The sequence below is a fragment of the Actinomadura sp. K4S16 genome, assembly GCF_008327685.1.
Classification (GTDB): domain Bacteria; phylum Actinomycetota; class Actinomycetes; order Streptosporangiales; family Streptosporangiaceae; genus Spirillospora.
The window spans coordinates 710,721-733,160 of record NZ_BDDE01000011.1; the positions used below are offsets into that span (position 1 = coordinate 710,721).

At 72.5% G+C, this 22,440-nt stretch carries 19 protein-coding genes; 4 read left to right on the top strand and 15 right to left on the bottom strand.

Features of this window, described 5'->3' with window-relative positions:
• Positions 1-5: 5 nt before the first annotated feature.
• The 4 genes from K4S16_RS10515 to K4S16_RS10525 all read right to left on the bottom strand — a co-directional run bounded on the left by K4S16_RS10515 (position 6) and on the right by K4S16_RS10525 (position 4,040).
• Positions 6-410 carry a ChaB family protein gene (locus tag K4S16_RS10515; RefSeq protein WP_149258646.1) on the bottom strand — a complete coding sequence of 135 codons (405 nt, stop codon included), beginning with the start codon at positions 408-410 and terminating at the stop codon, positions 6-8.
• A gap of 72 nt (positions 411-482) precedes the next feature.
• Positions 483-1,400: an SDR family oxidoreductase gene (locus K4S16_RS10520; protein ID WP_149258647.1), complete on the bottom strand. Its 918-nt coding sequence runs from the start codon at positions 1,398-1,400 to the stop codon at positions 483-485.
• Positions 1,401-1,469: 69 nt separating this feature from the next.
• A complete protein-coding gene (locus K4S16_RS45035) occupies positions 1,470-1,616 on the bottom strand; it encodes a GPGG-motif small membrane protein (RefSeq protein WP_165959128.1) in 147 nt (48 codons plus the stop codon).
• Positions 1,617-1,874: 258 nt separating this feature from the next.
• Positions 1,875-4,040, bottom strand: coding sequence for an anthranilate synthase component I (locus K4S16_RS10525; protein ID WP_149258648.1), 2,166 nt, complete (start codon positions 4,038-4,040; stop codon positions 1,875-1,877).
• Between the two features lie 363 nt (positions 4,041-4,403).
• Here K4S16_RS10525 and K4S16_RS10530 point away from each other — a divergent pair, with 363 nt between their 5' ends.
• Both K4S16_RS10530 and mctP read left to right on the top strand, forming a co-directional pair.
• Entirely contained in the window at positions 4,404-4,655 is a 252-nt protein-coding gene (locus K4S16_RS10530) for a DUF3311 domain-containing protein (RefSeq protein ID WP_149258649.1), read from the top strand.
• A gap of 4 nt (positions 4,656-4,659) precedes the next feature.
• The gene (gene mctP / locus K4S16_RS10535) at positions 4,660-6,270 is read left to right on the top strand and encodes a monocarboxylate uptake permease MctP (protein ID WP_149258650.1); all 1,611 of its coding nucleotides are present in this window, start codon (positions 4,660-4,662) and stop codon (positions 6,268-6,270) included.
• A gap of 463 nt (positions 6,271-6,733) precedes the next feature.
• On the opposite strand, the gene K4S16_RS10540 is transcribed toward mctP, so the two are convergent.
• Positions 6,734-7,816 carry an RNA-guided endonuclease TnpB family protein gene (locus K4S16_RS10540; protein WP_149258651.1) on the bottom strand — a complete coding sequence of 361 codons (1,083 nt, stop codon included), beginning with the start codon at positions 7,814-7,816 and terminating at the stop codon, positions 6,734-6,736.
• A gap of 131 nt (positions 7,817-7,947) precedes the next feature.
• On the opposite strand from K4S16_RS10540, the gene K4S16_RS10545 reads away from it, so the two are divergent.
• Positions 7,948-8,982 (top strand): ABC transporter ATP-binding protein, encoded by a 1,035-nt coding sequence (locus K4S16_RS10545; RefSeq protein WP_149258652.1) that lies wholly within the window; start codon positions 7,948-7,950, stop codon positions 8,980-8,982.
• Complete coding sequence (locus tag K4S16_RS10550; protein ID WP_149258653.1) at positions 8,979-10,049, top strand: ABC transporter ATP-binding protein; 1,071 nt, start codon at positions 8,979-8,981, stop codon at positions 10,047-10,049. Before K4S16_RS10545 ends, K4S16_RS10550 begins: the two co-directional genes overlap by 4 nt.
• Here K4S16_RS10550 and K4S16_RS10555 read toward each other — a convergent pair.
• The 10 genes from K4S16_RS10555 to araB all read right to left on the bottom strand — a co-directional run bounded on the left by K4S16_RS10555 (position 10,034) and on the right by araB (position 22,422).
• A complete protein-coding gene (locus tag K4S16_RS10555) occupies positions 10,034-10,429 on the bottom strand; it encodes a phosphomannose isomerase type II C-terminal cupin domain (protein ID WP_235036696.1) in 396 nt (131 codons plus the stop codon). The genes K4S16_RS10550 and K4S16_RS10555 overlap by 16 nt on opposite strands.
• Positions 10,426-11,082 (bottom strand): TetR family transcriptional regulator, encoded by a 657-nt coding sequence (locus tag K4S16_RS10560; RefSeq protein ID WP_149258654.1) that lies wholly within the window; start codon positions 11,080-11,082, stop codon positions 10,426-10,428. Before K4S16_RS10560 ends, K4S16_RS10555 begins: the two co-directional genes overlap by 4 nt.
• 125 nt (positions 11,083-11,207) lie before the next feature.
• Positions 11,208-14,102: a M36 family metallopeptidase gene (locus K4S16_RS10565; protein ID WP_149258655.1), complete on the bottom strand. Its 2,895-nt coding sequence runs from the start codon at positions 14,100-14,102 to the stop codon at positions 11,208-11,210.
• 335 nt (positions 14,103-14,437) lie between these two features.
• Positions 14,438-15,184 carry an ATP-binding cassette domain-containing protein gene (locus tag K4S16_RS10570; RefSeq protein WP_149258656.1) on the bottom strand — a complete coding sequence of 249 codons (747 nt, stop codon included), beginning with the start codon at positions 15,182-15,184 and terminating at the stop codon, positions 14,438-14,440.
• Positions 15,181-16,212, bottom strand: coding sequence for an ABC transporter permease (locus tag K4S16_RS10575; RefSeq protein ID WP_200841790.1), 1,032 nt, complete (start codon positions 16,210-16,212; stop codon positions 15,181-15,183). The genes K4S16_RS10570 and K4S16_RS10575 overlap by 4 nt, the downstream gene beginning before the upstream one ends.
• 16 nt (positions 16,213-16,228) lie before the next feature.
• Positions 16,229-17,362 (bottom strand): sugar ABC transporter substrate-binding protein, encoded by a 1,134-nt coding sequence (locus K4S16_RS10580; protein ID WP_149258657.1) that lies wholly within the window; start codon positions 17,360-17,362, stop codon positions 16,229-16,231.
• Between the two features lies 1 nt (position 17,363).
• A complete protein-coding gene (locus tag K4S16_RS10585; RefSeq protein WP_149258658.1) occupies positions 17,364-18,524 on the bottom strand; it encodes an aldose epimerase family protein in 1,161 nt (386 codons plus the stop codon).
• A 48-nt stretch (positions 18,525-18,572) separates the two neighbouring features.
• Positions 18,573-20,093: an L-arabinose isomerase gene (gene araA / locus K4S16_RS10590; protein WP_235036697.1), complete on the bottom strand. Its 1,521-nt coding sequence runs from the start codon at positions 20,091-20,093 to the stop codon at positions 18,573-18,575.
• Between the two features lie 11 nt (positions 20,094-20,104).
• Positions 20,105-20,779, bottom strand: coding sequence for an L-ribulose-5-phosphate 4-epimerase (locus K4S16_RS10595; protein WP_149258660.1), 675 nt, complete (start codon positions 20,777-20,779; stop codon positions 20,105-20,107).
• A complete protein-coding gene (gene araB, locus K4S16_RS10600) occupies positions 20,779-22,422 on the bottom strand; it encodes a ribulokinase (RefSeq protein ID WP_149258880.1) in 1,644 nt (547 codons plus the stop codon). The genes K4S16_RS10595 and araB overlap by 1 nt, the downstream gene beginning before the upstream one ends.
• Positions 22,423-22,440: the final 18 nt, after the last annotated feature.

Below are 22,440 nucleotides of genomic sequence, written 5' to 3' on the forward strand. Positions count from 1 at the left end.
GGCGGCTAGTCCTGCTTGCGGGCGATCGCCTCCGCCAGCTCCGCCTTGGTCATCTTCGAGCGGCCCTGGACGTCGAGGTCGGCGGCGCGCTCGTACAGCTCCCGCTTGCTGCTGCCCTCGTAGTCCACGCCGCCGAAGCTCCTGCCCTTGCCGCGGCGCGCGTCGGGGTTCTTCGCCCGCGGGTCCGACGGCCCCTTGTGCCCCTTCGGCACCCACCGGTCGCCGCGCTTCTCGAACTTGTGCTTGAGCGCCGAGTAGGCGGTGCGGTGCGCCCGCTCCCCCTCGCCGTAGGTCTCGACGGCGGAGTCGTGGGCCTTGGCGAAGGTCTCCTGGGCCTCCTTCGGAGAGCGCTGGAGCGTGCCGGGAAGCTCACCCTTGCGCGGCTCGCCGCTCTTGTTCGTCATCGGCATGGCTCCTCCTTTCGCCTCTCTCCACGCCGATAACCGGTCAGCGCGCCCTCAAACCGGCGGCCGGCCCCGCCGCTACCGGTAGCCGGTGACGTCGGCGGGAAGGCCCGCGCCCTGGACCTCGACGATGTAGCGCCAGGCGTCGGGGCGGCTGCCGTCCACGTCGGTGAACCCGTAGACCTGGGCGAGGCCGCCGCTGGACAGCGACGCGCCGTTCCAGCGGGCCCGGTCGGGATCGGCGGCGAGGGCCGCGACGGCGCGTCCCACGAACGCCGGCGTCTCGGAGATCGCGAAGTGCGGGGTCGTCTTCGTGGCGTCGAGCCAGTTCTCCTCGGTGACGCCGTAGTTGTCGAGCATCGCCTCGGAGCGGAGCCATCCCGGCGTCAGCGAGACGGCCGTCGCGCCGTACGGGGCAATCTCCACCGACTGGGCGAGCGCCATCCGGATGACGGCGCTCTTGGCGAGGTCGTAGAACAGGCCGCATTCCTTGCGGTAGGCCGCGTTGTACTCGGCGGTCCCGTCGGTGACCTCCACGACCAGCCCACCGGGCTGGCGGATCAGCAGCGGCAGGGCGTGGTGGCTGGTGATGGCGTGGGTGTCGACGGCCAGCCTGAGCATGTGCAGGCCGTCCTCCAGGGACTGCTCCCACAGCGGCTTGCCGAACTGGAAGAGGCGGTCGCCGCCCCACACGTCGTTGACGAGGACGTCCAGCCGGCCGCGCTCGTCGTCGATGCGGCGGACGAGGGCGGCGACCCGCGCCGGGTCGAGGTGGTCGACCTGGACGGCGACGCCCTCGCCGCCCGCGGCGGTGACCAGCTCGGCGGTCTCCTCGATCGTCTCGGGACGGTCCATCTCCGACCGGTGGGTCCGGGTGGACCGTCCCGTCACGTACACGGTCGCGCCCGCGGCGCCGAGCTGGACGGCGATGCCCCGTCCGGCCCCGCGCGTGGCGCCCGCGACCAGTGCGGTCTTTCCCTTCAGTGCACGGCTCATGGGGACGATGCTGGCACCGAAACCTGACAGGTCACGTCAGGGTTTCGTCCCGGTCGGCCGCGTTTTCGGTCAGGTGAAGATGCTCACCCCGCCGGGCCCGACGAGCAGCCCGACGACGATGAGGACGATCCCCCACAGCAGGTCGCGCCGCGCGAGGATCACGTAGATGCCGGCGATCACCAGGATGACCGCGATGAGCCACAGGATTGTCATCATGGCCCCCGGCGTCCCCCCAGAGAACGCCAAGAAACCACCATCTCGTTGTGGATGACCGAATTACCCGTTTTGGTGTCGGGGGGAGGACGGGCCTCCCCCCGACGCCGGGATAACGGCGATCACCCGCGGCGCGGAAGGCGGCGCGGTGTGGCCGGGAACAAGTCTTCCGTCGCGGCGGGGGCCGCGACAGGAACCTCAGGACCAATTCCCGCCAAGGATTCCTAGTGCTTCGGAACTAGTGGGCCCCGTCCCAGGTCCTCAGCCTTGGGGACGGCACAGGCGCAGGACGTTGGCGACGATGCGGTGCCCGGCGCCCCCGGCCGCGGTGAGGATCGACTCCGGATGGAACTGGACGGCCCAGCGCCGCCGCTCGGGGTCCTCGATCGCCATGACGACGTCCCCGGTCAGCGCCGTGACCTGGAACCCCTTCACCCCGTCGGGCGTGGCGTGCAGCGAGTGGTAGCGGGCGGCGGTGAAGTCGTCCGGCAGCCCCTCGAACAGCTCGCCGCCCGTCACCTTCACCTGGCCCGGCTTGCCGTGGGACGGCTCCGGCAGCAGCGCCAGCTCGCCGCCCGCGTGCTCGACCATCGCCTGCAGCCCGAGGCAGACGCCGAAGACCGGCAGGCCCCGGGCGCCCAGCTCGTCCAGCAGCGCGCGGGTGCCGAAGTCCTGCGGGCGCCCGGGCCCCGGCGACAGCACCACCAGGTCGGGCGCGTACTCGTCCAGCATCCGCACCGGGAAGCCGTGCCGGAGGGTCACCACGGAGGCGCCGTGCTGCCGGAAGTAGTCGGCGAGGGTGTTGACGAACGAGTCCTCGTGGTCGACCAGCAGGACCGTGAGGCCCTCGCCCGGCTGCGCGGGGAGCGGGGCCTCCTGCGGCGCGGCGGTCCCGGCGCCCTTCCGCGCGGCGGCGAGCGCGCTCAGCAGCGCGCTGGCCTTGAGGTGCGTCTCGCGCTCCTCCTCGTCCGGGTCGGAGTCGTAGAGCAGCGTGGCCCCGGCCCGGACGGTGGCGACGCCGTCGCGGATCTGCGCGGTCCGCAGCGTGAGGCCGGTGTTCATCGAGCCGTCGAAGCCGACGAAGCCGACCGCGCCGCCGTACCAGCGGCGGGGCGAGTCCTCGTGGTCCTCGATGAACTGCATCGCCCACGCCTTGGGCGCCCCGGTGACCGTCACCGCCCACATGTGGGTGAGGAAGGCGTCGAGCGCGTCGAAGCCCGGCCGCAGCCGCCCCTCGATGTGGTCGACGGTGTGGATCAGGCGGGAGTAGATCTCGATCTGCCGGCGGCCGAGGACGCGCACGCTGCCGGGCACGCAGATCCGCGACTTGTCGTTGCGGTCCACGTCGGTGCACATGGTCAGCTCGGACTCGTCCTTCGCCGAGGACAGGATCGTGCGGATCTGCTCGGCGTCCTCCAGGGGGTCGCCGCCGCGCCTGATGGTCCCCGCGATCGGGCACGTCTCGACGCGGTCGCCGCTGACCCGGACGAACATCTCCGGCGACGCGCCGACCAGGAACTCGCCCTCGCCGAGGTTGAACAAGAACTCGTACGGCGCCGGATTGGACTCGCGCAGCCGCTCGAAGAACGCCGCGGGCGCGTCGCAGCGCCCGTACATCGCGTGGCCCGGCGTGACCTCGAACAGGTCGCCCCTGACGAACTTCTCCTTGGCGTCGCGCACCATCTGCGCGTACACGCCGGGGACGGGCTGCGGCGGGAGGTCCCCGCACCGCCGCACCGGCGTCGCCCCGGTGTCGCGCGGCAGCCCCGCGGTGCCCGCCCCGCCCACCTCGAACTCGTAGGAGATCCGGTGCGAGGTCTCGCGCTTGCGGTCGACGACGACCATCTCGTCGGGCAGGTGCAGGACGAGGTCGCGCTGGTCGTCAGGTCGCTCCAGCCGGGTCCGCAGCGGCTCGAACTGCAGCGACAGGTCGTACCCGAACGCCCCGTAGAGGCCGAGGTGGGGGTCGTCGCAGCGGAACAGGTCGACGACGGCGCGCAGCGCGGTGAAGACGGTCGGCCGTCGGCTGCGCTCCTCCTCGGCGAAGAACTCCTCCGACTCGGGGACGAAGAGCTCGAACAGCCCGGGCTCGTCGGCCCGCACCTCGCCGGCGGCGCGCAGCGCGCCCGCCAGGGCCGGCAGCAGGACCCGGCCGCGCCCGTTCAGCGGCCGGACGGCGACCGTCCGGCCGCGTGCGACGATCTCCAGGCAGGGGTCGGCGTAGGCCATGTGCCAGCGGCTGTAGCGGCCCGGGTACTCCATGCCGGAGCTGAGCACGCCGCCGCGCCGCTCCCCCACGGCGGCGACGAGGGCGTTCAGCACATCGGACTTGCGCTCGGAGTCGACCGGGGTCGCCGTACGGCTCACCCGTACTCCCCCGGCCGTGACGAACTCGCTGGTCAGCGGCTGTCGTGAGACGGTCTCCACCGCGGTGGCCCCTCATGTCGGGCCCCCACCGGGCGGCGAAAACGCGAAACGACCGCCGGGTGAGGGCGGTCGCCTGGTCTGGAACATGCGCGAACCGGCACCGCCTCAGCGGCGCCACCACCACCGGGAGGCTGGGGTTCGCATGCGGCGAGGTTACCACGGGCGCATGCGCGAGGGTCTGCTCGCACGCGGAGACCGGCTCCTACCTGGCCCTTCCTGAGCTGGAACGATCCATCGAACTCGTGCCGAAGCCGATATCAGGCTGTGACCAGCGGGTGTGTAGGCTCGCCCGGCCGCACCCCCGGCACGGTGCCGCCTCGCGATCCGGGCGGGCCGTGCGCGGGCAAGACGAGGAGGACCCCCATGACTCCCGACGACTCCCGGGAACCGACTCCGACCCAGCCCCCGCCGCCGGGCTCCGACCGCACCGATCGGAGCCCGTGGAACTGGCTGCTGATCATCCCCGTGGCGATCCCGCTGCTCACCCTGCTCTACAACAGCGACAAGCCCCGCCTCGCGGGCTTTCCCGCCTTCTACTGGATCCAGCTGGCCTTCATCCCGCTGGGCGTCGCCTGCACCGTCCTCGTGTACCAGATGACGAAGAAGCGGGGCTGAGCCGATGGCACGCGACCACCTCACCGAGATCATCGTATTCGCCGTCCTGTTCCTGCTGGTCAGCGGGATGGGCTTCGTCGCCGCCCGGTGGCGGCGGCCCGACTCCATGCACAGCCTGGACGAATGGGGCCTGGGCGGCCGCAGCTTCGGCAGCTGGATCACCTGGTTCCTGATCGGCGGCGACCTCTACACCGCCTACACGTTCGTGGCCGTCCCGGCCCTGGTGTTCGGCGCCGGCGCCGCCGGGTTCTTCGCCGTCCCCTACACGATCGTCGTGTACCCGCTGGTGTTCCTGGTCCTGATCAAGCTCTGGTCGGTCTCGCACGTGCACGGCTTCGTGACGCCGGCCGACTTCGTCCGGGCCCGGTTCGGCTCCCCGACACTGGCGCTCGTCGTCGCGATCACCGGCATCGTCGCCACGATGCCCTACATCGCGCTGCAGCTGGTCGGCATCGAGGCGGTGCTGAAGGCGATGGGCGTGAACGGGCACTGGCCGATCATCATCGCGTTCGTGATCCTGGCCGCCTACACCTACCAGTCCGGGCTGCGCGCGCCCGCGCTGATCGCCTTCGTCAAGGACGTGCTGATCTACCTGGTCATCATCGTCGCGGTGCTGTACATCCCGGCCAAACTCGGCGGCTGGGGCGACATCTTCGACGCCGCCAAGGCCAAGTTCGACAAGACGCCCGCGCCCGGCGACGGCATCACCATCGCCGGAAGCGGCCAGCTCAACTACGCGATGCTGGCGCTCGGCTCGGCGATGGCGCTGTTCCTCTACCCGCACAGCATCACCGGCGTGCTGGCCAGCAAGAACCGCAACGTGATCAAGCGCAACATGGCGGCGCTGCCCGCCTACAGCTTCGTGCTGGGCCTGATCGCGCTGCTCGGCTACATGGCCATCGCCGCGGGCGTGAAGCCGGTCAGCACGGGCGGCAAGCCCGACACCAACACCGTGGTCCCGCTGCTGTTCGACCACATGTTCCCCGACTGGTTCGCCGGCGTGGCGTTCGCCGCCGTCGGCATCGGCGCGCTGGTCCCGGCCGCGATCATGTCGATCGCCGCGGCGAACCTGTTCACCCGCAACATCTACAAGGAGTACATCAACCGGGACGCCACCGCGAAGCAGGAGGCCACGGTCAGCAAGCTGGTCTCGCTGATCGTCAAGGCGGGCGCGGTCCTGTGCATCCTCGCGCTCGACCCCGAGTTCTCCATCGACCTGCAGCTCATCGGCGGCGTCATCATCCTGCAGACGCTGCCGGCGGTGGGGCTCGGCCTGCTCACCCGCTGGTTCCACCGCGGCGCCCTCATCGCCGGCTGGGCCGCCGGCATGGCGGCGGGCCTGTGGATGCTGTACCAGATCCCGAACCCGGTGAAGGGCAAGGAGCACTTCGGCGGTTCGGCCTACCCGCTGAGCGACCTCGGCCTGGACACCAAGACGACGATCTACACCGGCATGCTGGCGCTCGCCGTCAACGTGGTGGTCGCGGTCGCCGGCACCCTGGTCTGCCGGGCGGCCAAGCTCGCGGACGGCGAGGACGCCACGCGCGCGGCGGACTACCTCGCCGACGAGGGCGACCCGAGGGTCAAGGACCTGGAGCTCAGCTCCAGCACCTGATCCCGCCCGGCCACGGGCTAAGCACGGCGACGGCCCGGTCGTCCGCTCACGCGGACGGCCGGGTCGTCTTCTTTTCGGCTTCATGTGGCGCCTTCGACAAGGGAGGGGCCCCTCCCACGAGGACCACGCGTCCCTCCGCTCGCGCCTCTGACCGCCGCTCTCGCCGCCGCGGCCCTGCTCGTCCCCGCCGCGGGCGTGCAGGCCGCCGAGGGCCCCGGCGCGCACCGCAAGCTCGACCTGCGGATCGCGACCTACAACACCTGCGGGCACGGATGCCCGCCGGCTGGGCGGGCACCAGGCACCCCAGGAGGGCTACCCGCTCAAGTCCGGCGCCGGACGCTTCACCTACGACGCCCGCAGGTTCTCCTACCTGGACGAGCGGGGCAGGCCGCTCCCCCACGACCTGCTGTGGCTGCCGGACTCCACCGAGGATCTACGGCAAGACGTTGACTTCCTCTCCCGCCTACAGGCAGGGGATTCCAGCGGTCGCCCGCTGGGTTTCCTGCTTCGCCGACGACCGCCCCGTCCGGGAGGTGTCCCGTTGAGGTCTTACACCGTCTCCACAGGCGGTCACCGCCAGCCCGGCGGTCAGGATGTTGCGCGCGGCGTTGACGTCGCGGTCATGCAGGCTGCCGCACCCGCACGTCCATTCTCGGACGTCCAGCGGCAACTCGGCGCGAACCGTGCCGCAGGCCCCGCAGAGCTTGGAGGAGGGGAACCAGCGGTCGATCACGACCAGGTCGCGCCCGTACCAGGCGCACTTGTACTCCAGCATCGTCCGCAGTTCCCGCCACGCGGCATCGGAGATGGCGCGGGCGAGCGTGCGGTTCTTGAGCAGGTTGCCGACGGTGAGGTCTTCGATCACGACCGTTTGGTTCTCACGGACGAGACGGGTCGACAGCTTGTGCAGGAAGTCGCGACGCCGGTCGGCGATCCGCGCATGCACGCGGGCAAGTCTGCGGCGGGCCTTGTCCCGGTTCGCCGAACCCGGGGCTTTGCGCGACAGTTCCCGCTGCGCTCTGGCCAGGCGGGCGCGGTCACGGCGCTCGTGCCGGGGGTTGGCGCTGTCGCGCGACACCGTCACCGTGCTCGGCTCAGCTCCCTCAGGCAGTGGACGCGACCAGCGGACGTCCAGGGGTTCGGCCATCTTCGCCAGCGTGAGGTGCCCGTCGCGCCAGGTGAAGGCGCTGCGGGTGTACTCGGCCGAGGCGCGCGACCGCTTGCGCGACTTGAACCGCGGATGGGCGGCCCGCTTAGCGAAGAAGTTGCTGAACGCCGTCTGCAGATGCCGCAGCGCCTGCTGCAGCGGAACGCACGACACCTCCGCGAGGAAGGCCAGTTCGGGGGTCTTCTTCCAGTGCGTCAGCGCGGCCGAGGACTCCACATAGGAGATGCGGCGTTGCTCGCCGCACCAGGCTCGGGTGCGTTCCTCCAGCGCCTTGTTGTACACCAGCCGCACACACCCGAAGGTGCGCGACAGCTCGGCCGCCTGCTCGACGGTGGGGTAGAAGCGGTACTTGAACGCCCGCCTGACCTGCCGCGCCATGACGCACGTTCTAGCAGCTGCGCTTCGAGCCGATCCGGCGGACGCCGAAACGCCCTGACTCCTCCATTCCGCTCCACAGGAGTCCGTTTCCTCCCCAGCCTGAAGGCGGGGGCCTCCACGAAGGAACCCCGATGACCGTTCCAGCCGTTGATCACGCGCACGCCCCGGCCGCCGGGGAGGTGGCCGCGGAGCTGCGCGACGTGCACATCGGCTTCCGCTCCGGCCGGCAGGTCACGCCGGTCGTGCGGGGCGTCGGCCTGCGGCTGCGGCGCGGCCGCGTCCTCGCCCTGGTCGGCGAGTCGGGCAGCGGCAAGAGCCTGACGTCGCTCGCGCTCATCGGGCTGCTCCCGCCCGGCGCGGAGGTCATGTCCGGCGCCGTCGTCCTGGACGGCGAGGACACAGCCGGGTTCTCCGCCCGGCGCTGGCGTGAGACGCGCGGCAGCCGCGTCGCGATGGTCTTCCAGGATCCGATGGCGGCGCTGAATCCCGGCTTCGCCGTCGGCGCCCAGATCGCCGAGCCCTTCCGGCGGCGCCTCGGCCTCGGCCGGCGGGAGGCCCGGGAGCGGGCGGTCGCGCTCATGCGCGAGGTCGGGATCGCCGACGCCGAGGGCCGCTACGGCGACCACCCGCACGAGTTCTCCGGCGGCATGCGGCAGCGCGCGGTGATCGCGATGGCGCTCGCGCTCGGCCCGTCGGTCCTGCTCGCCGACGAGCCGACCACGGCGCTCGACGTCACCGTGCAGGCGCAGATCCTGCGGCTGCTCGCGCGGCGGCAGCGGGAGGCGGACCTCGCGACGCTGCTGGTCTCGCACGACCTCGGCGTCGTGGCGCGGGTCGCGCAGGACGTCGCGGTCATGTACGCCGGGCGGATCGTGGAGCGCGGCCCGCTGGACGCCGTCTACACGCGGCCCGCCCACCCGTACACGCTCGGGCTGCTGGAGGCCGTGCCGGACGCCGGGTCGGGCGGGCGCCTCAAGCCGATCGAGGGCGTCCCGCCGGACCCGCGGCACCGGCCCGGCGGCTGCGCGTTCCACCCGCGCTGCCCGTTCGCGACCGAGAGGTGCCGCACCGACGATCCGCCGCTCACCGAGGACGGCGACCGCGCCGTCGCCTGCCACCACTCCGCGGAGGTCGCCGCCTCCCGGCCCAGCGAGGAGCCCCGATGACGGCCACCGCCCAGGACACCGAGGTCGTGCTCAAGGTCAGCGGCCTGGAGGCGGGGTACGAGCGCCCCGGCCGGCACGGGTTCGGGCGGCGGCGGGTGCCGGTCGTCGCCGGGATCGACCTGGCCGTCCGGGCCGGGCGGACGCTCGGCGTCGTCGGCGAGTCCGGCTGCGGCAAGTCGACGCTGGCGCGGGCCGTGGTCGGGCTGCGCCCCGCGTTCGCCGGGTCGATCGAGTTCGCGGGCGCGGACCTGGCGTCGGTGCCCGCCCGGCGGCGCCGCAGGATGAGCCGCGACCTGCAGATGGTCTTCCAGGACCCCTACACGTCGCTGAACCCGAGGATGACCGTCGCCGCCGTCGTCGCCGAGGGCTGGCGCGTCCATCCCGGGATCGTGCCGCGCGACCGGGAGGACGCCGAGGTCGCGCGGCTGCTCGACCTCGTGGGGCTGAGCCTGGAGCACGGGCAGCGGCACCTGCACCAGCTGTCGGGCGGCCAGTGCCAGCGGGTGGCGATCGCCCGCGCCCTGGCGCTGCGGCCGAAGCTCCTGGTGTGCGACGAGGCCGTGTCCGCGCTGGACGTGTCGGTCCGCGCGCAGATCCTCAACCTGATGGCCGACCTGCAGGCCGAACTGGGCGTGGCGTACCTGTTCATCTCCCACGACCTGGACGTGGTCCGGCACATCGCCCACGACGTCGCCGTCATGTACCTCGGGACGGTCGTGGAGCAGGGCCCGGCCGCCGAGGTGTTCGGCGACCCGCAGCACCCCTACACGCGGGCGCTGCTGTCGGCGGCGCCGTCCGTCCGCGACCGGCCGGACGACGGCGCCGGGGAGATCGTGCTGCGCGGGGAGGTGCCGTCCCCGGCCGAGCCGCCGAGCGGGTGCCGGTTCCGCACCCGCTGCTACATGGCGGCCGACGTCTGCGAGCGGGAGACGCCGGCGCTCGTCCCGCGGGGCGGGCCGCCCCAGGCGGTCGCCTGCCATTTCGCCGACGGCGCCGGGACCACGGCCCCGCCCCGGGAAGGGTCGGAGCCGGACGGGCGGGCCGGGACGGATCATGCGCGGCCGTAGGCGTCCTCGAGGCGCTCGATGTCGTCCTCGTCGAACCGGCCGAAGGCGATCTCCATGACGCGCACGGCCGGGCCGTCCGAGCCGAGCCGGTGGGTGTCACCGGCGCGGATCAGCACCCGCTCCCCCACCTCCGGCAGGATGCGGCGCCCGGCCACCTCGAACACCGCGCCGGGGTCGAGCGCGACCCACAGCTCGTCGCGGTCCCGGTGCCGCTGCAGGCTGAGCCGCTGCCCCGGCTCCACGTGGATGATCTTCACGGTGGACGGCTCGTTGAGCGTGAAGCGCTCGAAGCGCCCCCAGGGGCGCCGCTCGGTCCGCACGTCGGGCTCGGGCCGCGCCTCGCTCTGCGCCTGGGTCTGCACGTCGGTCTGCACGGTCACCTCGGGAATCGTGGGTCGTCGGACAACTGGGGGCCGCGGGCCTCGGACGCGGCGGCGGGCAGCCCGCCGAGGACGAGGTCGACGAGGCCGTCCACGACGGCCTCGCGCGGCACGTCGCCGGAGTGGTCGAGCCACCAGTCGCCGGCCGTCTGCACCATGCCGACGATCGCGTGCCCCCACACGTAGGCGCGGGTGCGGTCCGCCATCTCGCCCTCGGCGATCATCACCTCGGCCAGCTCCCGGCTCACGTCCCGGATCATGGTGCTCATCGCGCTGTGCGTGGCCGTGTCCTCGGCGCTCGCCCGGTGCATGAGGAACCGGTAGAGGTTGAGGTTCTTGGAGATCGTCGCCAGGTAGGTGTCGATGGTGGAGCGGGTGCGGTCGCGGATCGGGTCGCCGCGGGAGAACTCGTCCCGGATCCCCTCGATCAGCTTGCGCGTGTGCCGCTCGGCCAGCGCCTGGTAGAGGCCGCTCTTGTCGCCGAAGTGGCGGTACAGGATCGGCTTGCTGATCCCGGCCTCCGCGGCGATCGCGGCCATGGACGCCTCGGGCCCCTCCCGCTGGATGACCCGGTCGGCGGCCTCCAGCAGGGCGCGGCGGCGGCCGGGATCACGCCGTGATCCGGGCCCCGGCCGGCCCGCCGTACTCGTCATGGACAGCACGGTATCCGGGGGTGTTACCCGGTGACAACACCGGCTGGCCTGGGCGGTGAGGCACGCCCGCCGGGCAGGGCGAAGCGGGGGGCGGATGTCCTCCGCCCCCCGCCTGGCCGGTCCGCCTACCGGGCGAACGCCTGGAGCTCGGCGGCCCGGACGATCCCCGCCCTCGGGCTCGCGGTGGCGCAGTCGGTGCCGGAGCGCGGGTCGTTGTCCTGCTCACCCGCGTAGGCCGGCGCGCCGGTGCACTGGCTGGAGACCACCTCGAACCGCAGGTGCGTCGCGGTGACGTCCCGCAGGTCGAACGAGCGCATGATCAGGTCGGGTGCCGTGGGCCGCGGCCGGTCGGCCGGGAAGGCGTCGGACGGGCTGGTGTAGACGGTGCGGTACGAGGCCGCCTGAGCGCAGTCGGCCTTGGAGGCGTCGCAGGCCAGCAGCCGGAAGGCGCGCAGCGCCGTGAACCGGTTCTGCGCGCCGCCCGCGCCCTCCGGGTCGTCCGCCACCGACGGCCGCAGCATCGCGCTGACCTGCACCCGGCCGACCCTGACCGGACGGTCGCCGGCGAGGTCGACGGTGACCTGGCGCCCGGCGACGGGGGCCGTCACCGACTGCCAGTTGGTCGCCTCCGTCTCGTCCAGCAGCGCGGCCTGGGACGCGCCGTCGCCGGTCGCCGTCGCGCCGTTGGCGCCCGCGGCCTCGTTGCGGGACATCACGACCGGCAGGGTCCGCTGGGACGCGCCGATCGAGGCGGTGAACCTGCGGTGCCCGAAGCCCGCGCCCACCGCGACGAAGGAGTACCGGCCCGGGGTGAGCGCGACGGTGTCGCCGAGCGGGGTCGCCGGGTCGGTGTCGGCGACGGGGACCGCGCGGGCCTCGTAGTCGCCCACGTACAGGCGGACCTTGCCTCCCTTGGCGTCCCCGAGCGGCGTGAGCCGCACCTGGGCGTTGCGCGACAGGGGCGAGGCGAAGCTCGGCGTCGCGTCGGCGTCGGCGGGGCCGTTGCTGGCGGCGTCCTTGCCGAGGCCGTGCTCGGCGAAGACCTTCCACATCATCTCGTGGTCCTTGCCGCCGAAGCGCATGGTGTCGGCGGCCAGCAGGGCGTTGCGGTGGTCGACGTAGCTGACGGCGCCGCCGGCCATGAGCAGCAGCGCGTCGAACGACACCTGCGCCCACCGCCGGTTGCCGGGGCACTTCGCGACCGGCACGGCCCCGTCGGCGCACTTGCGCTGGAGCGCGGCGCTCCCGGCGCCGTACCGGCGGACGAACGCCTGGCGCAGGTCGAACTGGGTCGCGGTCCAGATCTCGCCGTCGGCGTGGACCTGGGTGCCGACCAGGTCGTAGCCGAGGTCGGCGTAGTTCAGCGGGCTCCGGCTCATGTCGTAGTTGCGGATCCCGGCGCGCCGGTCGCCGGTGACGTACCCGCCGACGACGTACGGCGTCTCGCCGGGCTGGCGCAGCCCGTACTCGTTGAGGTACTCCATGGCGAACAGGTCGGAGGTGCTCTCGTTCATCGCGCCCGCCTGCGGCCCGCTCCACCCGGCGTCCGGCCCGGCGATCATGCGCCCGGAGATGGCGTGGGTGTACTCGTGCCCGATGACGCTCATGTCGAAGTCGCCGTCGGTGCACGGCGGGTAGAACGAGCCCGCGACCGGCTGCCACAGGTACATGTTGGTGATCGCGGGGGTCCCGTCCGGCGGCGTGATCTGGTTGGCGTTGTCGCGGACGGTCGGGAACCGCGCCCCGGCCTGCGCGTTGCCCTGCTCGGGGTCGCCGCCCCGCCCGCCGCGCTCACCGTTGTCGGCCTGCATGTTCCAGGCCGACTCGGTGAAGCCGAGCCGGTAGGACCAGTCGTGCATGCGGTTGTGCTGGACGAACAGGTTCGAGATGGCCGCTTCCAGGTCCGCTTCCTGCGGGCTGTCCAGCGTCGCGGGGTCGCACTTGCTCGTGTGCCACTGGTTGGTCCACGGATAGGTGTAGTTCCGGTCGGGCCTGGGAGCGCTGGTGCGGGTCCCGACCGTGAAGGGATCACTGCTCGCGCGGTTCTCGTACGTCCTCGCCGAGTTGCCGACGCTGGTCGTGCTGGACGCGCCGGTCGCGGGGTCGACGTCCCAGGGACGTCCGCTGGAGGGGTCGCCCCCGACGGGGGCGCACCCCGCCGCGGGGGCGAAGCACCAGGTCTGCCTGGTGTCGCGGGACGAGTAGTCGCCGGACGGGGTCGCCGGGAACACCGCCCAGCGCGGGTTGTCGCTGTCGTGGTCGACGAGGTTCTCCCGCACGAGCACCGAGCCGGTCCGGGCGTCGACGTAGGAGGTGACGGCCTTCGGCTCGGCGCCGGAGCCGTCGATGAGGGTGACCTGGTAGGCGCTGCGGACGCCCTCGGCGGTGGGCACCGCGACGAGCCGCGCCTTGCGCGGGTCGCCGGCCGACGCCCTGATGCCCGCGTCCCGCCCGGCCGCGGCCACCGCGTCCTTCTGGGAGAGCGTGGCGGGCGCCGGGGCGGCGCCGTCCCGGGACAGGGTCGAGGTGACCGAGACGACCTCGCCGCCGGACACGCCGACCGCCACCAGCCCGTCGTAGCCGGCGGGCAGGCCGCCGAACCGCTGGCGCAGCAGCACGGCCGCGCCCTCACCGATCGGGTTGACGGCGACCTTCTCCAGCGCGCCGACGGCGGCGGCGTCGAGGCCGAACAGGTCCCGGTGGCCCTCCAGGTACGCGCGGGCGGCCTTCTCCGGGTCGCCGGGCAGGCCGCCGGCCAGCGGTCCCGCGCCGGTCACCGAGGCGGGGGTGCCGAGCCTGTTCCACCGCACGGTCACGCCGCGGGCCGCGTCCACCTGGCGGCCCGTCGGGGCGAGGCGCCCGGGCCGCGCGTCCTTGTCGGGGAGTTCGGCGTGCTCCCCGGGCGCCTTCGGGCGGGGAGGCGGCGGTTCGGCTCGTCCGGGGACCGCGAGGCCGACTGTGAGGAGTGTTCCGGTGGCCGCCAGCGCGGTCGCCGCGGTCCAGCGTTTCCTGGGCACCATTGCCTCCTGGAGGCGGGCCGGAGGGCCCGGTCTCGGGGGGATCGGCCGGAGGGGTCGCCCGGCCGATCTAGAGACAAGCAGCGCCTACGCCACTCAACTATGGCGAATCACGACATTTACCAACTGCCACCGCGCAGCGTTCTTCGCCCTTGACACCGCCGGTTCCCCTTGAGCCCCACGTGGGACGCCCCGCGCATCTCCGGGCGGCCGCCGCGCGACCGTCCGCCCAGGTGACCACGGCTGGCCACCGCCCCGCACCGGACCCTCGCGCTCGCCGCCGGGACATGCGGCGCGGACGCCTTCGGGCCGGACCGGGCGGCCCGGCCCGAAGGCGCCTACAGCCCGCGGCTGCGGCGGTAGTCGGCCACGACCAGGTCGGTCAGCTCCTGGAGGGACGTCTCCGACGTGGGCTTGTCGAAGGCGATCCGGCCGTGCTGCAGGAGGTTGACCCGGTCGCAGACGTCCAGGACCTGGGCGTAGTTGTGCGCGATGATGATGATCGAGACCTCGCCGCGCTCCTTGAGGTCGCGGACCAGGTCGAGGATCATCGTGCCCTCCTTGGCGCCCATCGCGGCCAGCGGCTCGTCGAGCAGCAGGATCCGGGCGTCGGAGTACACCGAGCGGGCGACCGCGATGGCCTGCCGCTGGCCGCCGGACAGCTTGGCGACCTCGACGTCCACCGACGGGATCCGCACCCCCATGTCCGCGAGGTGCTCGGCGGCGCGCCGGCGCATCGCGCGGTTGCTGAGCAGCGGCCAGCGCACCAGCTCCCGGTTGAGGAACATGTTGTGGTAGACGCTGAGCTCGTTGACCAGGGCGAGGTCCTGGTAGACGGTGTCGACGCCGAGCGAGCGGGCGTGGTCCACCGAGCGCAGGCTCACCTCGGTGCCGTCGATGAGGATGCGGCCGGTGTCCGGACGCTGGAAACCACTGATGATCTTGATGAGGGTGGACTTGCCGGCGCCGTTGTCGCCGATCAGGCCGAGCACCTCGCCCTTGCCCAGGCGCAGCGTGACGTCGGCGAGGGCCTCCACGCCGCCGAAGCGTTTGCCGATGTTCTCCACCCGCAGCGCGTCGCTCATGAGCGCCCCGCCCTTCGCAGCCGGGCCAGGTGGACGTTCAGCACCATCGAGATGATGATCGCCGACCCGAGGATGATGTTGAACGGGTTCGCGCTGATCCCGATGAGGTTGAAGCCGTTCTGCATCTCGGCCAGCACCAGCGCGCCGAGCAGCGCGCCGATGACGGTGCCCGAGCCGCCGGCCAGGGCGGTGCCGCCGATGACCGCGGCCGACACCGCGATGAACATCGCGTTCGCCCCGCCCGAGCTCGGGTCGATGGACCCGACCCGGAAGGCCTCCAGGATGCCGGCGAAGGCGCCGAGCGCCCCGGTGAGCATGAAGTTGCCGATCTTGACCCGGCCGGTGCGGATGCCCGCCTCGGCGGCGCCGAGCGGGTTCCCGCCGGTCGCGACCGTGTGCAGGCCCCACCGCGTGCGGGTGAGCACCAGGTGGAAGAAGACGACGATCAGCAGGCACCAGGTCAGCTCGGCCCAGGGGGCGCGCCCGAACCAGCCCGCCAGGCCCTCCGCCGCTTCGGGTATCTGCGCCGGGTACGCGTGCGAGGTGGTGAGCATGATGCCCTGGACCAGGAACATCGAGCCCAGCGTGGCGACGAACGATGGGACCCTCAAGACGACCGTCACCAGCCCGTTGCCCAGTCCGATGAGCGCGCCGGCCAGGATCGCCAGCACGATCGCGATGATCGGGTAGACGCCGGAGAAGTCGACCATGTAGTGCATGAGGAAGGGCGCCAGCGCGAAGACCATCCCGACCGACAGGTCGATCTCGCCGCTGACGAGCAGGAACACCTCGCCGACCGCGATGATGGCGTAGGGCGCGGTGCCCTGGGACACGTTGACCAGGTTGTCGTGGCTCAGGAAGACCGACTTGGCGGTCTGGAAGTAGATCAGCAGTCCGAGCGCCACCAGGAGGATGGTCGCCTCCCGGCGGCGGAGGAAAGCGTCGGTGGCGAGGGCGGGCAGCCCCCGGGCACGCCGCGGTGGCGTGCCCGGGGTCGCCGCCTTGTCCCGTACGGTGCTTTCGCTCACTCCGTGCTCCTTCTCGTCAGACGTGAGCGATGGGACCCGACCGCGACACCAGCTGCTGGGCCGTGCTGGAGCCCTCGTACCGGGTCTTGGTGGTGAGGTAGGGGCCGACGTTCTCCTTGCTGACGAAGGTCAGGCCGGTGTTGGTCATCGGGGGGAAGACCAGGCCGCCGGACAGCTTGTAGAACCACAGGGCCATCACGGGCAGGAATCCCTGCAGGTAGGGCTGCTGGTCGATGGTGAAGTCCAGGTCCCCGGACTTGACTGCGCTCAGCGTGCCCGGGGTGAGGTCGAACCCGCCCGAGACCACGCCCTTGCTCTTCAGGCCGTACTTCTGCATGACCTTGCCGATGGCCTCGGTGGAACCGGCGTCCACCGCGAACATGCCCTTGATGTCCTTGTGGCCCTGGGCGTACGCGTCGACGGTCGAGAGCTCCTTGGGCACTTCGGCGCCGGTGGCCACCGAGGTGAACTTGATCGGCTTGCCGGAGGCCTTGATGGCGTCCTGCGCGCCGTCGATGCGCGGCTGGATGTTGAGCGAGCCCGGGGTGGCGATGAAGCCGACCGCGTCGCCCCCGGACATCAGCCCCGCGATCTTGGCGCCGAGCTGGTAGCCGGAGGTGTACAGGTCCTGGCCGATGTAGGAGAGCCGGCTGGTGCCGGGATCGTCCTTGGCGCCGTCGGCGTTGTAGGAGACCACCGGGATCCCGGCCTTCAGCGCGTTGTCCACCGGCTGCCGGAAGGCGGTCTTGTCCACCACGGCGACCGCGATCCCGTCGGCCTTGCCGGAGATGGCCGCGTTGGTGGCGCTGACCATCTCGGGGACCGCCGAGTTCTGCGAGCCCGTCCACTGGAACGAGGCGCCCAGCAGGGCGCAGGCGTCCTGCGCGCCGTACTGCGTCGGCGTGAAGAACGGGTTCGTCGTGACGTGGTTGATGAACACGAACTTCCAGTTCGGCGTCTTCGGGAACTGCCCGGGCCCGCCACTGCCCGAGCCCGAGCTCTTGTTGTCCGAGGAGCAGGCGGCCAGCAGCGCCGACGCCGCCGCCGTCGCGCTGACCAGGCCGGCGCCGCTCAGGAGCCGGCGCCGGGTGGGCTCGGGCAGGCCGAGGGTGTCGACGGCCTCTTCGACCGCGGGATCGATGCGCGTCATGTCAGGCTCCGAACTGGTAGACGGTCGAGGATCGGTAGACCTGTCCGGGCTTCAGCTCCGTCGAGGGGAAGCCCGGCTGGTTCGGCGAGTCGGGGAAGTGCTGGGTCTCCAGCGCGAACCCGTCGCCCTGCCGGTAGACGCGGCCGCCGGTGCCGACCAGCGTGCCGTCGAGGAAGTTGCCCGAGTAGAACTGGAGACCGGGCTGGTCGGTGGAGATGGACAGGGTCCGGCCGCTCGCCGGGTCCTTGACGCGCGCGGCGGTCTTCCAGCCGGACCCGTCGAGGACGAAGTTGTGGTCGTAGCCCTGGCCGTAGAGGAGCTGGTCGAAGCCGGTGCGGATGCGGGCGCCGATCGCGGTGGACCTGGTGAAGTCCAGCGGGGTGCCGCGCACCGGGGCGATCTTTCCGGTCGGGATGAGCTCCGACGAGCCGACGGGGGTGTACCGGGAGCCGTTGATCTGGAGCCGGTGGTCGTAGACCGTGCCGCTGCCCTCGCCGGACAGGTTGAAGTAGGAGTGGTTGGTGAGGTTGACGACGGTCGCCTTGTCGGTGGTGGCGCGGTAGTCGAACCGGATGGCGTTGCCGCGCGTGACGGAGATGGTCACGTCGGTCTTGAGGGTGCCGGGGAAGCCCTGGTCGCCGTCCGGGCTGGTGTGGGACAGCCGGAGCGCGACGTTGCCGCCGGCGGTGTCCGGGGTCGCGGACCAGACGCGCTGGTCGAAGCCGGTCGTGCCGCCGTGCAGCGTGTTCCCGTTGTTGTTGGTCGTCAGCTGGTACGTCTGCCCGTCGAGCGTGAACCGGCCCTTGGCGATGCGGTTGCCGTACCGGCCGATGAGCGCGCCGAAGTACGTGCTGTTCTTGGTGAGGTAGTCCGACAGGGTCGGGAAGCCCAGCGTGATGTTGGCGAGCCTGCCGTGCCGGTCGGGCGTCTCGATGGTCTGGATGATGCCGCCGTAGGTGATGACGCGGATGCGCGTCGACCCGTTGGTCATCGTGTAGCGCCAGATCTTGGTGCCGTCGGGCATCGTGCCGAACAGGTCCTTGGCGATCCCGGCCTTCAGGTGCCGGTCGGACGCCGTGGAGGAGGGGGCGAATCCGCCGATGGCGGCGCCGGCGAGCGCTGCCAGCGCGGCCAGCCGTACTGCGAAGCGTGATCTGGTCATGGGACGGGTTTCCTCACAGATCTCGTGGGGTGGGGGGTGTCCTGGCGGCTAGAAGCCCTGCGCCAGGCGGTGGTACGCCTGGTTCCAGCGCATCTCGCGGCGGAACCGGGCGACATCGGTGTCGCGGTCGACGACGAGCAGCTCCACACCCGTCATCTCGGCGAGATCGGCCAGGATCTCGGTGGTGACCGCCTGGGACAGCACCGTGTGGTGCGGTCCCCCGGCCGACAGCCAGGCCTCGGTGGAGGTGCGGAAGTCCGGGCGGGGCGCCCACACGGCCCGGGCCACCGGAAGCCGCGGCAGCGGCTCCGGCGGCCCCACCAGGTCGATCTCGTTGGCGACCAGCCGGAACCGGTCGCCGAGGTCGGTCAGCCCGACGACGAGACCCGGTCCGGGCGCCGCGTCGAACACGAGCCGGACCGGGTCCTGCCGGCCCCCGATGGCCAGCGGATGCACCTCGCAGCTCGGCACGCCCGCGGCGATGGAGGGGCAGACCTCCAGCATGTGGGCGCCCAGGATGAGCTCCTGGCCCGGGACGAGGTGGTAGGTGTAGTCCTCCATGAAGGAGGTGCCGCCGGGCAGTCCCGCGGCGGCGCTCTTGAGGGCCCGCAGCAGCAGGGCCGTCTTCCAGTCGCCCTCCGCGCCGAAGCCGAGGCCGTCGGCCATCAGGCGCTGCACGGCGATGCCCGGCAGCTGCCTGAGGCCGCCGAGGTCCTCGAAGTTGGTGGTGAACGCCTGGTAGGACCCGGCGGCGAGGAAGTCGCGCAGCCCGAGCTCGATCCGCGCGGCGTCGCGCAGCGCCGTGTGGCGTTCGCCGCCGGACCGCAGCTCGGGGGCGACGGCGTAGGCCTCCTCGTACTCGGCCGCGAGGCCGCCGACCCGGTGGTCCGGTACCGCGTCGACGGCCGCGACGAGGTCGTTGACGCCGAACGCGTTGACCGAGGCGCCGAACCGGATCTGCGCCTCGACCTTGTCGCCCTCGGTGACGGCGACGTCCCGCATGTTGTCGCCGAAGCGGGCGAGCCGCAGCGTCCGCAGGTCGGCGGCGCCGCGTGCGGCCCTGACCCAGGACCCGATCCGCGCGCGGACCGCGGGGTCGTCGGTGTGCCCGGCCACCGTGGTGCGCGCCATGCCGAGCCGGGTCTGGACGTGGGCGTGCTCCCGGTCGCCGTGCGCGGCCTGGTTGAGGTTCATGAAGTCCATGTCGATGCTCGCCCACGGCAGCGCCGCGTTCGCCTGCGTGTGCAGGTGCAGCAGGGGCCGGAGCAGCGCGTTCAGCCCGGCGATCCACATCTTGGCGGGCGAGAACGTGTGCATCCACGTGATGACCCCGACGCAGTCGTCGTCCGCGCCCGCCTCGAGCATCGTCCGCCGGATGGCCTCCGGTTCGGTCAGGACCGGGCGCCACCGCACCGCCGCCGGGATGCCCTGATCCTCGTCCAGCGCCTGGGCGATCCGCCGTGACTGCTCGGCGACCTGGCGGAGGGTGTCCTCGCCGTACAAGGACTGGCTTCCGGTGAGGAACCAGACGGTCGGTGCCATCGCGTGGCCGCTCCCTTCGTTCGTCATGGACTCGCTCGTCATGGACGCTGTCCGTAGGCGTTCCGGTAGCGGTCGTGGAGGCGGTCGATGTCCTCGGGCCGCAGCGGGACGGGATCGCCGAGCTGGCGGGCGAGGTGCACCGCCCGCGCCGCGTCCTCGCACATCACCGCGGCCTTGACCGCGGCCCGCGCGTCCGCGCCGATGGTGAACACGCCGTGGTTGCGCATGATCACCGCCGGGGAGCGGTGGCCGCGCAGCGTGCCGACGATGCCGCGCCCGATCGAATCGTCGCCGATGGGCGCGAACGGGCCGAGCGGGATCTCCGCGCCGAACTCGTCGGCCATGGCGGTCAGGACGCAGGGCACCGGCTCCCCGCGGGCGGCCCAGGCGCAGGCGTACGCCGAGTGGGTGTGCACCACCCCGCCGACCTCGGGCATGTGCCGGTAGACGTAGGCGTGCGCGGCGGTGTCGCTCGACGGCCGCAGGTCGCCCTCGACGACCGCGCCGTCCAGGTCGCAGACCACCATCGCGTCCGGGGACAGGTCGTCGTAGGAGACGCCGCTGGGTTTGATGACCATCAGGTCGTGCCCGGGGACCCGGGCGGAGACGTTGCCGGCCGTCCACACGACCAGCCCGTACCTGACGAGCTCCGCGTGCAGGTCGCTGACGGTCCGCCGCAGCGCGCGGACCTGCTCGGCGGGCGTACCGGGCATCAGAGGTCTCCCTTCGAGCCGAGCGCGTCGTCGCGCAGCCGGCGCAGCCGGTGCAGGACCGCGCTGCTCGCCTCGCCCCGGGCGGCGAAGTGGTCGTGCAGCTCGCGGTACTCCGCGTAGAGGAGGTCATGGGCCCCGGCCCTGGCCGGGTCCGGCGTGTAGGCCGCGGTGACCACCCGGCCCATCGCCGCCGAGGCCTCCGGCACGTCCCGGTAGGCGCCCGCCGCGACCGCGGCGTGGATGGCGGCGCCGAGCGCCGGCGCCTGGTCGGAGGCGGCGATCGAGACCGGCCGGCGCAGCACGTCGGCGTAGATCTGCATCAGCGCCGCGTTGCGCTTCAGCCCGCCGGCGACGACGAACTCGCCGATCGGGATCCCGGCCGCTTCGAAGGCCTCGACGATGACGCGGGTCCCGTAGGCCGTCGCCTCCATGAGCGCGCGGTAGACCTCCTCCGGCCGGGTGGCCAGGGTCATCCCCACGACCACGCCGGACAGGTGGTGGTCGACCAGGACCGACCGGTTGCCGCCCATCCAGTCCAGCGCGACCAGCCCGTGCGAGCCGACGGGCGCGGAGGCGGACGCGGCCGCCAGCTCCTCGTGGTCGCGTCCGGTCATGCGGGTCCACCAGGCGAAGACGTCGCCCACCGCGCTCTGGCCGGCCTCGTAGCCGTAGGCCCCGGCGGTGATGCCGCCGTCCACGACACCGCAGATCCCCGGCACGTCCGCGAGGACCGCGCTGTTGACCACGTGGCAGGTCGACGTCCCCATGATCGCCAGCAGCCTCCCGTCCTCGACCGCGCGGGCGGCCGGGGCGGTGACATGGGCGTCGACGTTGCCGGCGGCCACCGCGACGCCCTCCGGCAGCCCGGTCAGGCGGGCCGCCTCGGCGGTCAGCGTCCCCACCCGCGACCCCAGCGGGGAGAGCGGATGGGCCAGCCGGGTGGCCGCGAAGTCGGCGAAAGCCGGGTGGAGGGCGGCCAGGTAGTCGGCGGAGGGGTAGGCCCCGTCCTGGTAGATGCCCTTGTAGCCGGCCGTGCAGGCGTTGCGCGTCTCGCGGCCGCACAGCTGCCAGACGATCCAGTCCGCGGCCTCGATCCAGCGTTCCGTCCGACGGTAGGCGTCCGGATCCTCCTCCAGTACCTGCAGCGCCTTGGCGAACTGCCACTCCGAGGAGATCCGGCCGCCGTACCGCTTGATCCACTTCTCCCCGCGCTCGTGCGCCAGCGCGGTGATGCGGTCGGCCTGCGGCTGGGCCGCGTGGTGCTTCCAGAGCTTGGGCCAGGCGTGCGGCCGGTCGGCCAGGTCCGGGAGCTCGCACAACGGGGTGCCGTCCGAGCGGACGGGGAGCACCGTGCAGGCCGTGAAGCCGGTGGCGATCCCGATGACGTCGGCCGGGTCAACCCCGGCCCCCGCGATCGCCGCGGGCACGGCGGTGCGCAGCACCGCCCGCCAGTCCTCGGGGTTCTGCAGCGCCCAGTCGGGCGGGAGCGGCTCCCCCGTGCCGGGCAGCTCCCGCTCGATCACCGCGTCGGCGTAGTCGTGGACGGCGCCGCCCAGTTCGGCGCCGTCGGCGACCCGGACGACGACGGCCCGCCCGGACAGCGTGCCGAAGTCGACGCCGACGACGCAGGCGTCCGGCGGCATGTTAGCGCTCACAATTTC